Source organism: Terracoccus sp. 273MFTsu3.1, from assembly GCF_000383675.1.
Classification (GTDB): Bacteria; Actinomycetota; Actinomycetes; order Actinomycetales; family Dermatophilaceae; genus Terrabacter.
The window spans coordinates 306,623-323,257 of record NZ_KB911822.1 but is presented as its reverse complement, the minus strand read 5'-3'; the positions used below and the strand labels follow the sequence as shown (position 1 = coordinate 323,257).

The following is a 16,635-nucleotide window of genomic DNA, read 5'->3' as shown; positions in this document are numbered from 1 at the left end:
CTACTTCGCCTCGATCTCGATGCCCTCGCAGGCGAACTCGACCGACTCGATGGCGACGTCGGTACCGGTCGACTTGAGGCCGGGACCCTCGATCTTGACCGGCCAGGCCTCCTTGATCTTCCACGTCATGACCGGCTCGCGCTCCTCGTTGAGGAGGCTCACCGTGACGTCGCGCCGCTCGACCGCGCCGACGGTGATGGAGTTGTACCACTCGAAGAGCCCGTTGCCGGCCTCCGTCGGGGCGATGCCGCGCTTGAGGGTGACGTTGGAGAACTTGCGCAGGCCCGGCTGCTTGCGCGTCGAGAACTGTGGGTCGGCGCCGCCGCGGTACTCGACGACCTCGGCCTCCATCGTCAGCCCGCTCACCTCCGAGAAGCTCGAGGTCTGCTGGCGGTCGCCCCAGCTGACGGTGAAGTGCAGGGTGGTCATGGGATACATGTCAGGCTCCTTGGCTCACAAGAGGATTCAGGCGGCGTATGCTTCTCTGCTGATCGCGGCTGGTCACGGCGGGTCACTCGGACAGCCGCTTGTGGCTGAAGCGGAAGACGACGAACTCCGCGGGCTTGGCCGGCGCGATCGCGACCTCGGTGATGATGAGCCCGAGGTCGATGTCCGTCTCGGTCATCGTCTCGCCGAGCCCGACGCGGACGCGGTAGGCCTGCTCCGGCTTCGTGCCCGCGAGCGCCCCGGCTCGCCACTGCTGGTCGAGGAAGTTCTCGACCGAGACCTTGACGCGGATCCACGTCTGGGCGGTGTTGGGCTCGAAGACGACCCACTGGGTGGCACGGTCGACGGACGTCTCGACCATGTTGAAGAGCCGACGGACGTTGACGTAGCGCCACGTCGTGTCGTCGGTCGTGTTGCGGGCACCCCAGAGCCGGGTGCCGCGGCCGGGGAAGGCGCGGATGAGGTTGACGCCACCGGGGTTGAGCAGGTCCTGGCGACGCTGGGTGTAGGCCTGCGAGAGCCCGACGATGCCGGTGACCGTCTCGTTGCCGGGCGCCTTGTGCACGCCGCGCAGCCGGTCGGTGCGGGCGAAGACCCCGGCGACGAAGCCCGACGGGGGCACGGTCGTGAAGCGGTCGATCGAGTCGGGGTCGATCGTGACGATCTGCAGGTGCGGCGCGTACAGGGCGGCATACGTGCTCGACAGCGTCGTGTTGCGCCACGAGAGCAGATCGGTGTCGTCGAGGTCGGGCGCGTCGACGACGGCGAAGCGCCGGAAGTTCTCGCAGTGCGTCACGACCTGGCCGACGAGGTCGGCCTGCAGGAGCGGGTCGTCGAGCGTCAGCGCGTCCGGGCAGATCACCATGGCCGGCTCGGCGACCTCCTCGAGCCGGGTCAGGCCCGCACGGAAGTCGTCGTTCGTCGGGGCCTTGTCGGCGCCGATCCGGTCGACGGCCGTGTAGAACGGCGCCGCCGCGAGCGACACCGGCGGAGCACCGCCGGCCCGCGCGGTCACGGTCACGAGCGACGACGCGCCGTTGACGACGTCGTCCTTGGCGAAGTACGCCGGGTGGTCGGGGCTGAGGGACAGGCCGCCGAACGACTCGGCGACGGTTCCGCCGACGGAGACCGCCAGCGTGAACCGCGCGGCCACGAGGGACGCCGACTCGACGGCATACAGCGGGAACCGCGCCTGGGCGGCGTTGGAGACGGCCGTGCTCGCCGCGAAACGGAGCACGTACGTGTCACCACCGGCCGCGTCGACGCCCGTGATCGGGGCGTATGCCGTACCGAGACCGAGCACGTCGCCGACCCGGGGCGCCACGGCGCAGCGGACGGCGATGCCGTCGTCCGCGTCGGCCTGGAGGGTGAAGGTCGCGTCGGTGTACGTGTCGGTCGCGACCGGCGCGGGCGCCAGCGTGAACCCGCCGGCCGTCCGGGTGGCGACGACGGCGGGAGTCGACCCGGCGCCCGTGTAGGTCACCTTGGCGCCGGCGGGGAGGAAGCCGTACGCGTTCCCGACGTCGGCGGCCGTCAGCCCGGTGATCCCGAGCCCCGAGTCCGCGAGCAGGACCGCGGTGACGGGGGCGTTGACGGTGACCGGGCCGCTCGGGGCGGCGGTGGCGCCGACGACGACGAAGCGGTTCGTCTGCCAGGAGGCGGTGCGGCCGTCGCCGGTCGTGAGACGGGCGGCCGCGTGCTCTACACCGCTCGCCGTCAGCTCGGATGCGATCGGTGCGGTGAGCGGGCGGTCGAACGCGAGGGCCGACGCCGAGACGTTGAGCGACGGCGGTGACCCGGCCGGGGTGCCGGCGATCGTCGCGGTGGCCCGGTAATCGGTGCGGCGCTGGACGAAGGCCGCGCCGGGGACGGCGCCGAGGGACGCGTCGAGGGTCAGCGTGACGCCGCTGCCGGCGGTCGTGACGTCGGTGACGACCGCGCTCGACCGCGTGCCGTTCGGGGCGACGGCGACGACGACGTCGCCCTTCTTGAAGCCCTTGCCCGAGGGGAGGAAGACGGAGGTCGCCCCAGCGGCGGCCGCGCTGGCGACGACCGAGCCGGCCGGGAGGGTGACGGCGGCGCTCGCGCTGCCGACCGTGATCGACGTCGTCGTCAGTGCCGTGACGAGCGCGGTCGGCGGTGCCGCGACCGACCCGCTCGTCGGCGCGGCCACGAGGGCGACCGTGTCTCCCGGCTTGAGCCCCGCGGTCGAGGCCACGGCGATCGTGCCGCTCCCGCCGCTCGCGATGGCGCCCGTCGCCGACGTCGTCGTCGCGCGGTAGAACGAGCCCGACGCGGCCGACTCGTCGGCCGAGACGGCGACCGACAGGTCGTTGCCCCACGTGCCGGGCGAGCTCGCCTCGATGTCGAAGCTCTCCGTGCCGGAGACGTCGAAGGCCGTCCACGAGGCGCCGGTCGACGGGTCGACCCGGACGATCCAGGCGGCGGGACCGCCGTTCTCGAAGTAGCCGAAGACCGACTCCCCCGTGAAGCCCCGTGCCGTGGCGGCCCCGAACGTCCGCACGAAGTCGGCCCATCCCGTGACGCGCGTCGGCTCCTTGACGGGCCCCCGGCGCGTCGTGCCGAGGACGGCGACGACGCTCGTGGGGGCGGCTGCGATCGGTTGCGGCCCCGAGGGGACCTCCTCGACGTAGACGCCAGGTGATAGGTAGGTCGTCACGGTGCCCTCCTCGGCTCGTGCTCTGTCGTGCGGTTCAGGTGGGGTGCGGTGCGAATCGGTTCGGTCGTGGTGCGGTTCGGTCGTGGTGCATCTCGGGTGATGTCGTGCGGTGGGGTGCGGTTCGTCAGGTCGTGTCGACGAGGTGGACCGTCGTCGACGACGTCGAGACGTCGACGGCGAGCGTGCGCAGCGGCTGGCCGCCGACGAGCAGGTCGAGCGGGGTGAAGGCGGCGGTCCACTCGACGGGCGCGGACCGATAGGTTCCCGTCCCGACCTCGGGCAGGGCGATGCTCGGGCGGGGGTCGGGGCCCGACGTCGCGCGCGCCGTGACGGCGGCACCGGTGCGCGGCGCGCCCGTCGACGGCGTCGTGAGGACGACGGTGAGGGTCATCGGGACCGGGTGGACGACGTGCTCGACGTCCGGGGCGTCGAGGTCGATGACGAGCGTCCGCGGCGGCCGGCCCACGACCGGCGGCACGACGAGGACGTCGGCGAGCGCCCCGTCGGTCAGGGTCACGACGACCGTCGGCGGCGCGGCCGGCTCCGGGGCGTCGGCGCGGGCGCTGACGACGAGGACGTCCGGGAGCACGCGGAGGCTCCAGCCGACCGGGGCCGGCTCGAGGTGGGCGTCGAGGCCGCGCAGCCGCGCACCCGTCGAGGCGTGGACGAGGCGCACGGTGTGCCGCAGCGTCGTCGTCACGGTCGCGAGGTGGGGGGCCGCCGGCTGGACGCTCACGTCGCCCCCACCCAGTCGATGCGGTGCTCGCGCACGCGGCCGCGGCCGTCCCGCTCGAGGACCGGCACCGGAGCGACGTCGACCTCGTAGAAGAGCGCGAGCCGCCCGGCCCGACCGAGCGACCCCCACACCTGGTTGCGCTCGTCGGCGTTCGGCGCGAGCAGCCGGACGGCGATGCTCTCGACCTCGTCGGACAGCGGTGGCGCCAGGTCCGGCGGACGCACGATCGGCGTCGTGTGGAAGGCCTGGACGATGCGGCCCAGCCGGGTCTGCGCCTCGTCGTGGTCGCCGACGTAGGTCACGAGGTAGGTCAGCTGGAGCGACAGCGGCGCCCGGACGAGGCCGGCGAGCCCGTCGACGAGGGGCCGGTTGCGCAGGTGCGGGTGCTCGGCGACCGCGATGAGCGCGAGGATGCCCTTCGTGTCGGGCAGGGCCGTCTTGTCGCCCTGCGACAGCGAGTGGAGCACCACCCACGCACCGAGGTCGGGGGTGGCCCGGTGGATGACGTCGCGCAGCGCCTCGCTGACCTCGCGGATCACGGTCGCTCCCAGCGCCTCGGGGCCACGTCGTCGTCGTCGAGGCGTGCCTCGACGATCTGCTCGATCTCGGCGAACGATCCCACGTAGGTCTCCTCGTCCGTGGCCATGTCGCGCACCCGGGCCCTGATGACGGCCGGGAGCGAGTCGACGTCGCGGGGCTCGGCCCACACGTCGATGAGGAATCGCCGCCTCCACGCTCGCATCACCAGGCCGTGACCCTTCTGCTCACGAACGAGCGTCCCGGCCCCCGATCACCGACCGCTCACGACACCCCTGCCGCCCGATCACGACCCGATCACCACCGACCCACCACCGTCGGGGACCGCTGGGGGCCGGGGTCGGTCGCCTCCCCGGCGACACGGCATACGCCCCCGGTGCCCGTCAGGGCATGCGGTGCAGGCGATCGAGCGCGCGGTCGACGATCTCGGCGAGTCGCACGACCTCGCGCCGGGCCCGCTCGAGCTCGGCGACGAGCGCGGCCACCGAGGCGGCCTGACCGGCATCGCCACGGGTGATCCGGGCGTAGAGCGCGACCGTCTCGGGCATCGGGTCGGCGCCGAGCTCGGCGAGCAGGGTCAGGCGGCACTGCTCGAACTGCCGCTCGACGAGGTCGTGCCGGCCGCACGCCGCGTAGGCCCCCATGAGGTGCCGGTGGATGTCCTCGCGCAGCGGTTCGATGGCGAGCGCGAGCGTCCCGTAGCGGTCGACGGCGGCGACGTCGCCGCGGCTGCCGTGGTGCTGGACGAGGTAGTCGAGGGCGGTGAGGTAGAGGGTCTCGATGCGGTGTCGCGCCCCGAGCACCCACTCGTCGTCGCAGACCTCGACGAGCCGGCCGCGGTGCAGGGCGACGGCGTCCTCGAGCCGGCGGACGTCGTCGTCCGTGAGGTCGACGACGCCGCGGCGCAGCACGGGAGTCAGCAGGTCCTCGAAGTGGACGGCGTCGACGGTCATCGGCACGGCCGCGCTCAGCGCGACGGACCGTCCACCGGAGCGGCCGACGAGCTCGACGCCCGTGCTCGCGCGCACCTCGGACTGGAGCCGCCAGACGGCGGTGTTGAGCCGGCGGCGGGCCGAGTCCTCCGGGCAGTCGGAGAAGAGCTGGGCAGCGGCGACCGCGCGCCGGCGCCCCTCGCGCGGTGCGAGCGCGAGATAGGCGACGAGCACCGCGGTGCCCGGCGACAGCGCCACGGGATCGTCTCCCGAGACGAGCGTCGGAGCACCGAGAAGATTGAGTCTGAGCCCCGAGACGGCCACGCTAACCCCCACACATCGAGGTGGGCTGCTCACCCCAGAAAATACGCCCGAACCGCGACTTTCGTGACCGGTTTGGCCGGATCCGCCGCACCGTCCGCCGGGGTGCCCGGCGCCCGGTTCGCACGGGGCCGCGTGGCCCCTTCAGGTATGCCGTCGGGCGGGCTAACGTGCGAGGGCATGGCCCGTTCGCGCCCCGCCCGGCTCAGCGACATCGACGAGGCAGCCGCCACGCTGCCCGAGGTGACGAGGGACCCGCCGTCGGGCGGGCGACCCAGCTTCCAGGTCAGGGGCAAGACGTTCGCCTTCGCCCGCGGCCCGCGGAAGGACGCGTACGACCCCGCGACGGGCGAGCCGTACGACGACGTGCTCGCCTTCTCGTGCACGGCCGAGGACAAGGAGTCGATGGTCTCGGACCCCGACTCGCCGTGGTTCACCACGCCGCACTGGAACGGCTACAACGCCGTGCTCCTGCTCGAGCGGGACCTCGGCAGGCTCACGGCGGAGGAGATCCGCGAGGTCGTCACCGACGCCTGGCTGGCCAAGGCGCCGAAACGGCTGGCGAAGGAGGTGCTCGGCGGTTCGTGACCGGAGGGGAATACCCCAGAGGGGTATCCTGTTGACCACGACGAGGAGGTGCCATGGCTGGATACACCGGCAGCAAGGACGACTACCTGAAGCGGCTGCGCCGCATCGAGGGGCAGGTGCGTGGAGTGCAGAAGATGGTCGACACCGACACCTACTGCATCGACATCCTGACCCAGGTCAGCGCCATCACCAAGGCGTTGCAGGCGGTGAGCCTCGGCCTGCTCGAGGACCACGTCGCCCACTGCGTCGTCGACGCCGCCCGAGAGTCCGACGAGGCCGCCGCCGAGAAGGTGCGCGAGGCCTCGGAGGCCATCGCCCGACTCGTGCGCAGCTGAGCACCCCCACCGACCACTGCCCGAGGAGGCACCCGATGAGCACCACCACCCAGACCGAGATCACCGTGACCGGGATGACGTGCGGCCACTGCACCGCCGCCGTGAGCGGTGAGCTGTCCGCGCTGCCCGGCGTCGTCGCGGTCGCGGTCGACCTGCACCCCGGCGAGGACTCCCCCGTCACCATCACGAGCGAGGCCCCCCTCGACCCGTCCGCCGTCGCGGACGCCGTCGCGGAGGCCGGTTACAGCCTCCGATGACCGAGGGCCAGGCGCCGGTGACCACGGCCGAGCGGACCCCCGACGAGGTCCGCCTCGCCATCACCGGCATGACCTGTGCCTCCTGCTCGGCCCGCATCGAGCGCAAGCTCTCCAAGGTCGCCGGCGTCGAGTCCGCGACCGTCAACCTCGCCACCGAGAAGGCGCTCGTCTCGTTCACCGCCCCCGTCACGGTCGAGCAGATCGTCGCCGAGGTGAAGAAGACCGGCTATGGCGCCACCGTCATCGACGGCTCGCGCCCTGCCCCGGCGGCCCCCACCGCCCCGAGCACGTATGCCGTGCCGTCCGAGAGCGCCCCGGCCGGCTCCGCGGGCGACGAGGTGGCGAGGCCCGCCGCCGGTGCGCTGCTCGAGAAGCTGCGGGCCCAGGAGCTGGCCCGCCAGAAGGTCCGCGACGCCGCCGCGACCACGAAGGTCGACCCCCGTCCCGCGACGACTGCGACGCCCCCGGTGGGCCCCGAGGGCCACGCGGGCCACGCGGGCTCCTCCGGCCAGACGGGCCACGACGGTCAGACGGGCCACGACGGCTCGGGTGAGAACCACCTCGACCACACGCCGGCGCAGGACGTCCTCAAGCCCCGGCTCGTCGTCGCCATCGCCCTGACGGTCCCGGTGCTGCTGCTCGCCATGGTGCTGCCGACGTTCGGCGCGAGCCCGTGGCTCGAGCTGCTCCTCGCGACGCCCGTCGTCTTCTGGTGCGCGTGGCCGTTCCACCGCGCCGCTGCCGTCAACGCCCGTCACCTCGCCTCGACGATGGACACCCTCGTGTCGATCGGTGTGCTCGCGGCCTGGGGCTACTCCGTCGTCGAGCTGCTCCAGGGCGGCATGCACCTCTACTTCGAGGTCGCCTCGGTCGTCACGACGTTCCTGCTCGTCGGCCGCTTCCTCGAGGCGCGCGCCAAGGACTCCGGCAAGGACGCGCTGCGCTCGCTGCTCGACCTCGGCGCCAAGGACGTCTCCGTCCTGCGCATCGACCCGCAGTCGCGGATCACGAGCGAGCTGCGCATCCCCGTCGACCAGCTCGTCGTCGGCGACCAGTTCGTCGTCCGGCCCGGTGAGAAGGTCGCGACGGACGGCACGGTGCGCGACGGGTCGAGCGCCGTCGACGCGAGCCTCGTCACCGGCGAGTCGACCCCCGTCGACGTCTCCCCCGGCGACGAGGTCACCGGCGGCTCGATCAACACGACCGGGCGCATCGTCGTCGAGGCCCGCAAGGTCGGCGCCGACACGATGCTCGCCGGCATCCAGCGTCTCGTCGAGACCGCCCAGACCGGCAAGGCCGACGTCCAGCGCCTCGCCGACCGGGTCTCCGCCATCTTCGTCCCCGTCGTCCTCGTCATCGCGGTCGTCACCTTCGTCGCGTGGCTCCTCACGGGACACGACCTCGGCACGTCGCTCGCCGTGGCCGTGACGGTGCTCATCATCGCCTGCCCCTGCGCCCTCGGTCTCGCGACGCCGACGGCCCTGCTCGTCGGCACCGGCCGCGGCGCCCAGCTCGGCACGCTCATCAAGGGACCGCAGGTGCTCGAGGACACGCGCCGCGTCGACACCGTCGTGCTCGACAAGACGGGCACGGTGACGACCGGCGAGCTGCGGCTGCGGAGCATCACCGTGCGCGGCAAGCTCTCCAAGAAGGCCGCCCTCATCGCGGCCGCCGCCGTCGAGCAGGGCAGCGAGCACCCCATCGCCCGGGCCGTCGTCGACGGCGCCCGGCTGGCCAGGCTCGACCTGCCGCGCATCCGCGACTTCCAGTCGAACCCGGGCGAGGGGGCGACCGCGCGGATCAAGGACACCGAGGTCACGGTCGGCAAGGCCGTCCTCTTCGAGAGCGTCGACCCCGAGCTCATGGCGCACGCCCGCAGCCACGCCGGCACGACCGTCTACGTCGGCTGGGACGGCGTCGCGCAGGCGGCCCTCACCGTCGAGGACACGGTGCGCGAATCCTCCAAGGCCGCGATCGCGCGGCTCCGGGCGCTCGGCCTGACGCCCTACCTGCTCACCGGCGACAGCGCCTCCAACGCGCGCAGCGTCGCCGAGCAGGTCGGCATCGACGCCTCCAACGTGCGCGCCGACGTGCTGCCGGCCCAGAAGCACGCCGTCGTCACCGAGCTGCAGAAGGCCGGTCGGGTCGTCGCCATGGTCGGCGACGGTGTCAACGACGCCGCGGCCCTCGCCCAGGCCGACCTCGGTCTCGCGATGGGCTCGGGCACCGACGTGGCGATGGACTCGGCCGACATCGTCCTCGTCCGCACCGACCTCGACGCCGTCGGTGACGCGATCGGGCTCTCCCGCGAGACGCTGCGCATCATCAAGCAGAACCTCGCCTGGGCGTTCGGCTACAACACCGCCGCCATCCCGCTCGCAGCCTTCGGCCTGCTCAACCCGATGATCGCCGGCGCGACGATGGCCCTGTCGTCGGTGCTGGTCGTCAGCAACTCCCTGCGCCTCAAGCGCTGGCACCGCTGACCCGGCAGACCCGGCCAGCCCGCCCCTCCAGCCGCTAGGTTCGGGTCATGGTGGCCTTCGTGAAGTCGGTGACGTTCGACTGCGCCGAGCCGTTGCGGCTCGCGACCTTCTGGGCCGCGGCCCTCGGCTCCAACGTCGACGAGGACAGCACCGACGAGCGGGCCTGGGTCGAGCCGGCGGGCTGGGGCGGACCGACCCTGTGGTTCCAGCCCGTCTCGGAGGCGAAGACGGCGAAGAACCGACAGCACTTCGACCTGCGCACCATGGACACCGTCGAGGCAGAGGTCGAGCGTCTCGTCGCCCTGGGCGCCACGGTGATCGGCAGCGACGGCGACCTCGTGGTCATGGCCGACCCCGAGGGCAACGAGTTCTGCGTCGAGTCCTGAAGGGCGTCAGGACGACTCGATGCTTCGGTCGACACCTCGGACCCCGTGCAGCTGCGGGACGAGGTGAGCCCACGGCGGCTTCCGCGGCGCGGACACCTCAGCCGGGAGGCGGGGCGGCCTCGGGCGACCAACCCAGCGCCACGCGTGGCGGCGTCCCGGAGTCGCCGGCCGTGAGCTGCTGCGCACCGGAGCCGGTCAGGTACGCATGGACGTTCGCGGCCACCTCGCGCAACGGGCGGGGTGGCAGGTAGGCGGACGCCCCCGCGTCGAGCAGCCGGCTGACGGGACCCGGTGCGCTGACACCCATCTCGTCGTCCTCGATCTCGGTGACGATGATCCGGGCGCGCGGGAACATCCCGCGCAGCGACCCGAGCAGCTGCGGGCTGACCGGGTGGGTCAGCACGACGTCGGCGCTCGTCGGGGCCCTGAGCAGGTCGAGCACGATGTAGCCCTCGCCGAGCTCGTCGGACAGGCGCTGGCGAGCGGCCTTCGACAGCTTCGTCGCCGTCGCCACCACCATGACGCCCTCGGGCACGCGCTCCGGACCCCGACCGTCGTCGCCCTCGCGGCCGTCCCGCCCCGGTTCCGGTCCGCCCACGACGGTGCCCACCAGCACGCTCGGGCGGTGCACGAGCACGCCGATCTCGCGTCCGTCGCGGCGGAGCGTGACCTCGTGCCCGGCAACCATCGCCATCACCGCCGCGCGCACCTCGCGGGGCAACGTCTCGAGATCGAGGGGCGGCACGGCCCCCCGACGGTCGCGTCCCGACACCGGCGGCTCCAACGGCATTCAGGCACCGTAACCGAACCGCGCGCGGCCGCCCGACCCGCGACACGGCATACGCCCTCGGGACGACGAACGGCGGCCACCCCTCGGGGTGACCGCCGTTCGCGTGCGAGTTGGTGACTCGGTCAGATGGTGACCTTGCCGGCCGGGGTGTCGAAGGTGACCGACAGCAGACCCGGCGTGCCGTGCGGGGCGACGAACGTGAAGTCGATGCCGCCCTTGTCGAAGGTGTCCTCCGGGCCGAGCCACTCGCGCACGCGCTTGGGGTCACCGGCGATCTGGAGGTTGTCGATGGAGACCGACGTGTCGGCGCCCGCGGAGGGGTGCACCGTCATGTCGTCCCACTCGATGAAGTAGGGGACCTGGGGGTCCGCCATGAGGCCCTTGATGCCGAGCTGGCGCCACTTGAGCTCGGTGCCGTCGGGGCGGTGCCGGTTGCCCGGGACCGACTCGCGACCGAGGCGTTGCTCGACGACGGCGATGTCGTCGACGGCGACGACCCAGCCGAGCCAGCCACCGCCGGCCTCGGAGGCGGCGCGGACGGCCTGCCCGAAGGGGGCCTTGTCGGAGGCCGGGTGGTCCAGCACCTCGACGACCTCGAGGTAGTGGTCCTTGGCCAGGGGGAAGATCACGTTGCGCGTGCCGAACCGGGGATGCACCCCTCCGTCGACCGGCGCGACGCCGATGAGCTCGGACAGTCGGGCGGCTGTGGCCTTGAGGCCACCGGCCTCCGCTGCATAGGAGACGTGGTCAACTCGCATACAGAACATCGTGACACACGCCAAGGGGTGCTCTTGACCACCCCTGCCTGTCTCTTGCGGGGCTCGTCACACGCGTCACATGAATGAAACCTGGGCGTCATCTCGTATGCCGTCCCGCGCGCTCACCGAGGGCCGCCCGGTCAGTGCGCGTCGCGTTGGCGGACCGCCTCGTAGAGCACGATGGCGGCCGAGGCGGCGACGTTGAGGCTGTTCGCCTTGCCGTGCATGGGAATCCGGACACGATGGGTCGCTGCGTCGAGCAGGGTGCGGTCGGCGCCGTGCTTCTCGCTCCCGACGGCGATGGCGACGCGGCCGGTGTAGTCGACGTCGGTGTGCAGCAGGTCGGTCTCGGGCGTCGTGACGACGAGACGGATCTCGTTGGCCGCGAGCCACTCGAGCGCCTCGGCCGTCGTCGCGCTCGCGGCCGGAACGGCGAAGACGGTGCCCTTGCTCGCGCGGACGACGTTGGGGTTGCCCCAGTCGGTGACGGGGTCGGCCGCCACGACGGCGTCGACCCCCGCGGCGTCGGCGGTGCGGAGCATCGCTCCCAGGTTGCCGGGCTTCTCCACGCCCTGGCTGAGGAGGGTGAGGTGGTCGGGACCGTCGACCCGCAGGTCGCCGAGGGAGACGCCGATGCGGTCGACGACGGCGATGAGCCCGTCCGGCCCCTCGCGGTAGCTGACCTTCTCGAAGGCGCTGCGGCTGAGGTGGACGACCTCGACCCGGTCGTGGCGCAGGCGCGAGAGGAGGTCGGTCTGGTGGCCGATGTCCTGGCTGCCGGCGCGGCCGGCAGGGCTGAAGAGCTCCTCGCAGACGTAGACGGTGCCGGGCCGCACGCCGGCCGACAGGGCGAGGCCGATCTCCTCGTAGCCCTCGACGAGGGTCTGGCCGGTCTCCTCGCGCGTGCGACGGCGACGCAGCGCGAGCAGGCCCTTGAGACGCGGGTTGGATGCGGACGTGATGGCGAGCTCGCGGGAGAGGTGGGTCGGGTTCGTCATGGCAGGCCCAGCATCCCACTCGAGTGAGCGCCCCGTCCCACTCGAGTGAGCGCCCCGTCCCACTCGAGTGAGCGCCCCGTCCCACTCGAGTGAGCGCTCCGTCCCGTTCCACGGCGACTGGAGTGACGACGTGCTCACTCGACTGTGGTCGGACGCTCACTCGACGAGGGGTGGGTCAGGGGTGGAGGCGGGCGCCCTTGAGGATGCGGTCGACGGTGTTCTTCGGCGCGTGGAGGGCGAGGCCGACGAGGGTCGCGAACACCTCGGGCATGCAGACGCAACACACCGTGCAGGTCACAACACCCCGCGATCGGACCCCGGCGTGTTGTGACCTTCTCGGTGTGTTGCGGGGTGGGGCGGGTCCGGTCGATCGGCACACCCACACGGGCACGCTAACCCCGCGGGCGCTCCTAGGGTGGGTGGCGACCGCGACCGAGGAAGAGCCGTGACCGAGCACCCGGCATACCCACGTCTCATGCACACCGCCCTCGACACCGAGGACGCCCGCGCGCTCGCCGAGTTCTACCGCATGCTGCTCGGCCTGCACTACCGGCCGGGCGATGAGCCGCCCACAGGCGGGGCCGAGGACGACGCCGACTGGCTCGTGCTGCTCGACGCCGACGGGGTGCGGCGACTCGCGGTCCAGCAGGTCGACGGTCCGCTGCCGCGCTCGACGTGGCCGAGCCACGAGGTGCCGATGCAGCTGCACGTCGACTACGCCGTGCCGACCATCGCGGACCTCGAGCGTCATCGGGATCGCGCGCTCTCGCTGGGCGCGCAGGTGCTGCTCGATCGCACCGACGACGACGGCGAGCCGCTCGTCGTGCTCGCCGACCCGGCCGGCCACCCGTTCTGTCTCCTCGTCGCGCCCTGAGAGCCCACGCTGTCGGTGCGCAGGCGTAGCGTCGTCGGGACGAGGAAGCAGACCGAGACCCGGAGGTGCGAGACACCATGACCACCCTCGAAGGACGCCCCAACACGGCCCTGCTCGTCATCGACGTCCAGAACGACGTCGTCTCGGGCGCGCACGACCGCGACGGCGTCATCGCCCGCATCAACGCCCTCGTCGACAAGGCGCGCAACGAGCAGGTCCCCGTCATCTGGGTGCAGCACTCCGACGACAACATGCCGATCGACACCGAGGGCTGGCAGTACGTCCCCGAGCTGGCCCGTGCCGAGTCCGAGCCGCTCGTCCACAAGCGCTACGGCGACTCCTTCGAGGACACCGACCTCGAGTCGGTCCTCGCCGAGCGCCGGGTCGGTCGGGTCGTCGTCACCGGCGCCCAGACCGACGCCTGCATCCGCTCGACACTGCACGGCGCTCTCGTCCGTGGCTACGACACGACCCTCGTCGGGGACGCCCACACGACCGAGGACCTCCGCCAGTGGGGTGTCCCTGTCGCCCCCGAGCAGGTCATCGCCCACACCAACACCTACTGGTCCTGGTCGGACGCGCCCGGCCGCACCGGCGATGTCGTGCCCGCGGCCGAGGTCGACTTCCGCCCACGCTGACGGGGGGCGTGGCCCGCGGCGGGCCGGGCACGAGCCCCCGCCTAGGCTGGCGCCATGCTCGACACGTTGGCTGCGCTGCCCTTCTGGCAGGCGTTCCTCGCGCTCCTCGCGAGCGCCATGGTGCGGTCCAACGGCACCTACTGGGTCGGGCGCGGGGCCATGGCCGGCTGGCGTCGCTACCGCGGCACGCACGGCGACCTCACGGCCCGCGCCGAGGCGTTGCTGCGCCGCTTCGGGCCCTTCGCCGTGACGCTGTCCTACCTCACGGTCGGGGTCCAGACGGCGATCCACCTCACCGCCGGGGTGATGCGGATGCCGCTGCGCTGGTACCTGCCGGCCGCCGTCGTCGGGTCGACCCTCTGGGCGGTGCTCTACGCGACGGTCGGGCTCGCCGTGGTGCAGGCCTGGCTCGCCGCTGAGGCCGGGTCGTGGTGGGGCGCCGCGGTCGTCGTGCTCGTCGTCGCCGGGGCCGTCGCGTGGGTCGTGTCCCGTCGCCGCCGTGCCCGCCCGAGAGCGCAGCCCGTCCCCGTCGAGTGAGTGCCCCCGACCTCTGACACGACCCGAACACGAGCGTGACGTGCGCGCCGCCTGCGCTCACTACGCTGCGATCGTGTCCACCGAGCCCGACCCCGGCCCTGACCGCCGCCCCGACCCCGGCCGCGGTCTCGTGCTCGTCGTCGAGGACGAGCCGGCCATCGCCGACGTGCTGCGGCTCAACCTCCGGGCCGCCGGCTACGGCGTCGAGGTCGTGACCGACGGGGCGAGCGCCCTGGACGCCGCCCGGGACCTGCGCCCGAGCGCCATCGTGCTCGACATCGGCCTGCCGGTCCTCGACGGCATCGAGGTGTGTCGCCGTCTCCGGGGGCGCGGCGACTGGACCCCTGTCCTCTTCGTGACGGCCCGCGACGACGAGGTCGACCGCATCGTCGGTCTCGAGCTCGGGGCCGACGACTACATCACGAAGCCCTTCTCCCCGCGGGAGCTCGTGGCACGGCTCGGGGGCGTGCTGCGACGCACCCGCGGGGACTCCCGAGCACCCGAGGTGCTCCGCACCGGCGACCTCAGCATCGACCTGACGAGCCACGAGGTGCGGGTCTCCGGGCGCGAGATCGCCCTGACGGCAACGGAGTTCGACCTCCTGACGCACCTCGTGCGGCGTCCGGGGGTCGTCTTCACGCGCGAGCAGCTGCTCAGCGACGTCTGGGGGTATGCCGCGACGGTGGGCGGGCGCACCGTCGACGTCCACGTCGCCCAGGTGCGCGCCAAGCTCGGCGACGCCAGCCCGATCCGCACCGTCCGATCCGTCGGGTATGCCGCCGCGCGGGCTCCGCACGAGGGTGCCGCCCCTGCCCCGGACGACCTACGAGCGACCGGGCCGGGGGCGTGACCGGCTCGCGGGGGACGTTGTCGCGACGGATCGTCCTGCTCGCCGTCGGCATCGCGGTGCTGACCGCGCTCCTGGCCGGCCTGCTCGCCGTCGGCCTGACCCGCACGTCCGCCGACGACTCGGCCCGGCGCACGCTGTCGCGCATCGCCGACGCCGCCGCCGAGCGCGCCGACTCGGGCGTCGTCGCGCGGGCAGCGCAGAACAAGGCGGTCCGTACGCTCGGCGCGCTCGGGATCGAGTCCGCGAGCATCGGACGCGGCGGCGCCGTGACGTCGACGAGCGCCCTCGCCCGTGACGCCCTGACCCCGGCCCGGCAGAAGGCCCTGCTCGCCGGACGCACCATCTCGACCCGAGACGACCTCGGCGGCGCGCTCGTCCTCGTCGAGGGCCGCCCGACCGACGCCGGCGGCATCGTCCTCGTCCAGCGCAGGTCCGACGCGACGGCCGACTCCGACCGGCTCGTGCGCCGCGTCCTGCTCGCGCTCGCCATCGCCGCCGTCGTCGCGGTCGTCGTCAGCGTCGCCGTCGCACGGCGCCTGTCCCGGCCGCTGCGGCGCACGGCCGACGCGGCACACGCCCTCGCGGCCGGTCAGCGCGACGTCCGGGTGCCGGTCGAGGGCCCCGACGAGGTCGCCGAGGTGGCGAGCGCCCTCAACTCCCTGTCGAGCTCGCTCTCCCGGTCCGAGGAGCGCCAGCGCGACTTCCTCCTCTCGGTGTCGCACGACCTGCGCACGCCCCTCACCGGCATCAGCGGCTATGCCGAGTCGCTCGCGAGCGGCGTCGTCCCTCCCGAGGACACCGCCCGGGTCGGCGGCGTCGTCCTCACCGAGGCGAAGCGTCTCGAGCGGCTCGTCGGCGACCTGCTCGACCTCGCGCGGCTCGGCGCCGACAGCCAGAGCATCCACCCCGAGCGCACCGACCTCGTCGCCCTCGGCCGCGAGGTCGAGGCCATCTGGTCCCGGCGGTGCGCCGCCGTGGGGGTTCCCTTCACCTTCGTCCCGTCCGTGGCCGCCACGTGGACGGTCACCGACCCGGCCCGGGTGCGCCAGCTCCTCGACGGCCTGCTCGAGAACGCCCTACGGGTCACCCCGTCCGGCCGCCCGATCGTCGTCGAGGTGCGCCGTGAGCCGGGGTTCCCCACGGACGTGGCCGTCGTCGAGGTGCGCGACGGCGGTCCCGGGCTGACCGACGACGACCTCGCCGTCGCGTTCGAGCCGTCGGTCCTGCACGAGCGCTACCGCGGCATCCGCCCCGTCGGCACCGGGCTCGGCCTGGCCATCGTCGGGCGGCTCGCCCACCTGCTCGGCGGGACCGTGCAGGCGGGGCACGCGACCGAGGGAGGCGCCCGCTTCACCCTGCGCTTCCCCCACGCCACCACGCCCTGACGGCGCCGGCCCGCTCTGGGCAGCGGACGGCATACGCCCTCGGTGCGGTGCCGTGAAGGCCCGTCGCATGGATCGGCGGATGGTCCTGCCTCCGGTGGGGTGA

The 16,635-nt window shown here is 73.0% G+C and carries 19 protein-coding genes; 10 read left to right on the top strand and 9 right to left on the bottom strand.

All coding sequences use genetic code 11. The annotated features are described in order from the left end of the window. From H283_RS0111815 to H283_RS0111790, 6 genes are all read right to left on the bottom strand, one after another. Positions 1 to 438, bottom strand: a complete 438-nt coding sequence (locus tag H283_RS0111815) for a phage tail protein (protein WP_020143735.1) — start codon at positions 436 to 438, stop codon at positions 1 to 3. 73 nt (positions 439 to 511) lie between these two features. Further along, a complete protein-coding gene (locus H283_RS26670; RefSeq protein ID WP_020143734.1) occupies positions 512 to 3,127 on the bottom strand; it encodes a phage tail sheath subtilisin-like domain-containing protein in 2,616 nt (871 codons plus the stop codon). A gap of 124 nt (positions 3,128 to 3,251) precedes the next feature. Then, on the bottom strand, positions 3,252 to 3,863 hold the full coding sequence (locus H283_RS28170; protein ID WP_020143733.1) for a hypothetical protein: 612 nt from the start codon (positions 3,861 to 3,863) through the stop codon (positions 3,252 to 3,254). After that, on the bottom strand, positions 3,860 to 4,402 hold the full coding sequence (locus tag H283_RS0111800) for a Pvc16 family protein (RefSeq protein WP_020143732.1): 543 nt from the start codon (positions 4,400 to 4,402) through the stop codon (positions 3,860 to 3,862). The genes H283_RS28170 and H283_RS0111800 overlap by 4 nt, the downstream gene beginning before the upstream one ends. Next, positions 4,399 to 4,605, bottom strand: coding sequence for a hypothetical protein (locus H283_RS28165; RefSeq protein ID WP_369791898.1), 207 nt, complete (start codon positions 4,603 to 4,605; stop codon positions 4,399 to 4,401). The genes H283_RS0111800 and H283_RS28165 overlap by 4 nt, the downstream gene beginning before the upstream one ends. A 178-nt stretch (positions 4,606 to 4,783) precedes the next feature. Further along, positions 4,784 to 5,590 carry a bacterial transcriptional activator domain-containing protein gene (locus H283_RS0111790; RefSeq protein WP_020143730.1) on the bottom strand — a complete coding sequence of 269 codons (807 nt, stop codon included), beginning with the start codon at positions 5,588 to 5,590 and terminating at the stop codon, positions 4,784 to 4,786. A gap of 243 nt (positions 5,591 to 5,833) precedes the next feature. Between H283_RS0111790 and H283_RS0111785 the strand changes: the two genes are divergently transcribed. Genes H283_RS0111785 through H283_RS0111765 form a run of 5 tightly spaced genes read left to right on the top strand, consistent with a single transcriptional unit; the run spans position 5,834 to position 9,702 of the window. Next, positions 5,834 to 6,241: an MmcQ/YjbR family DNA-binding protein gene (locus H283_RS0111785; protein WP_020143729.1), complete on the top strand. Its 408-nt coding sequence runs from the start codon at positions 5,834 to 5,836 to the stop codon at positions 6,239 to 6,241. 53 nt (positions 6,242 to 6,294) lie between these two features. Then, positions 6,295 to 6,576: a metal-sensitive transcriptional regulator gene (locus H283_RS0111780; protein ID WP_020143728.1), complete on the top strand. Its 282-nt coding sequence runs from the start codon at positions 6,295 to 6,297 to the stop codon at positions 6,574 to 6,576. Positions 6,577 to 6,611: 35 nt separating this feature from the next. After that, the gene (locus tag H283_RS0111775; protein WP_020143727.1) at positions 6,612 to 6,833 is read left to right on the top strand and encodes a heavy-metal-associated domain-containing protein; all 222 of its coding nucleotides are present in this window, start codon (positions 6,612 to 6,614) and stop codon (positions 6,831 to 6,833) included. Beyond that, positions 6,830 to 9,316, top strand: a complete 2,487-nt coding sequence (locus tag H283_RS0111770) for a cation-translocating P-type ATPase (RefSeq protein ID WP_020143726.1) — start codon at positions 6,830 to 6,832, stop codon at positions 9,314 to 9,316. Before H283_RS0111775 ends, H283_RS0111770 begins: the two co-directional genes overlap by 4 nt. 47 nt (positions 9,317 to 9,363) lie before the next feature. Further along, positions 9,364 to 9,702 (top strand): VOC family protein, encoded by a 339-nt coding sequence (locus tag H283_RS0111765; RefSeq protein ID WP_020143725.1) that lies wholly within the window; start codon positions 9,364 to 9,366, stop codon positions 9,700 to 9,702. A gap of 97 nt (positions 9,703 to 9,799) precedes the next feature. Here the strand turns inward: H283_RS0111765 and H283_RS24895 are convergent, their stop codons facing one another. The 3 genes from H283_RS24895 to H283_RS0111750 all read right to left on the bottom strand — a co-directional run bounded on the left by H283_RS24895 (position 9,800) and on the right by H283_RS0111750 (position 12,248). After that, positions 9,800 to 10,492, bottom strand: coding sequence for a hypothetical protein (locus H283_RS24895; protein ID WP_156023140.1), 693 nt, complete (start codon positions 10,490 to 10,492; stop codon positions 9,800 to 9,802). A 122-nt stretch (positions 10,493 to 10,614) separates the two neighbouring features. Next, positions 10,615 to 11,250 carry a VOC family protein gene (locus H283_RS0111755; protein WP_020143723.1) on the bottom strand — a complete coding sequence of 212 codons (636 nt, stop codon included), beginning with the start codon at positions 11,248 to 11,250 and terminating at the stop codon, positions 10,615 to 10,617. Positions 11,251 to 11,390: 140 nt separating this feature from the next. After that, entirely contained in the window at positions 11,391 to 12,248 is an 858-nt protein-coding gene (locus H283_RS0111750; RefSeq protein WP_020143722.1) for an RNA methyltransferase, read from the bottom strand. Positions 12,249 to 12,693: 445 nt separating this feature from the next. Between H283_RS0111750 and H283_RS0111740 the strand changes: the two genes are divergently transcribed. The 5 genes from H283_RS0111740 (at position 12,694) to H283_RS0111720 (ending at position 16,532) form a co-directional block, all read left to right on the top strand. Next, a complete protein-coding gene (locus H283_RS0111740; protein WP_020143720.1) occupies positions 12,694 to 13,122 on the top strand; it encodes a VOC family protein in 429 nt (142 codons plus the stop codon). Positions 13,123 to 13,199: 77 nt separating this feature from the next. Next, positions 13,200 to 13,760 carry a cysteine hydrolase family protein gene (locus H283_RS0111735; protein WP_020143719.1) on the top strand — a complete coding sequence of 187 codons (561 nt, stop codon included), beginning with the start codon at positions 13,200 to 13,202 and terminating at the stop codon, positions 13,758 to 13,760. Positions 13,761 to 13,814: 54 nt separating this feature from the next. Continuing rightward, positions 13,815 to 14,297, top strand: a complete 483-nt coding sequence (locus tag H283_RS0111730) for a DedA family protein (RefSeq protein WP_020143718.1) — start codon at positions 13,815 to 13,817, stop codon at positions 14,295 to 14,297. Between the two features lie 73 nt (positions 14,298 to 14,370). Then, the gene (locus H283_RS28160) at positions 14,371 to 15,147 is read left to right on the top strand and encodes a response regulator transcription factor (RefSeq protein ID WP_051103629.1); all 777 of its coding nucleotides are present in this window, start codon (positions 14,371 to 14,373) and stop codon (positions 15,145 to 15,147) included. Continuing rightward, positions 15,144 to 16,532: a HAMP domain-containing sensor histidine kinase gene (locus H283_RS0111720; protein WP_020143716.1), complete on the top strand. Its 1,389-nt coding sequence runs from the start codon at positions 15,144 to 15,146 to the stop codon at positions 16,530 to 16,532. Before H283_RS28160 ends, H283_RS0111720 begins: the two co-directional genes overlap by 4 nt. Positions 16,533 to 16,635: the final 103 nt, after the last annotated feature.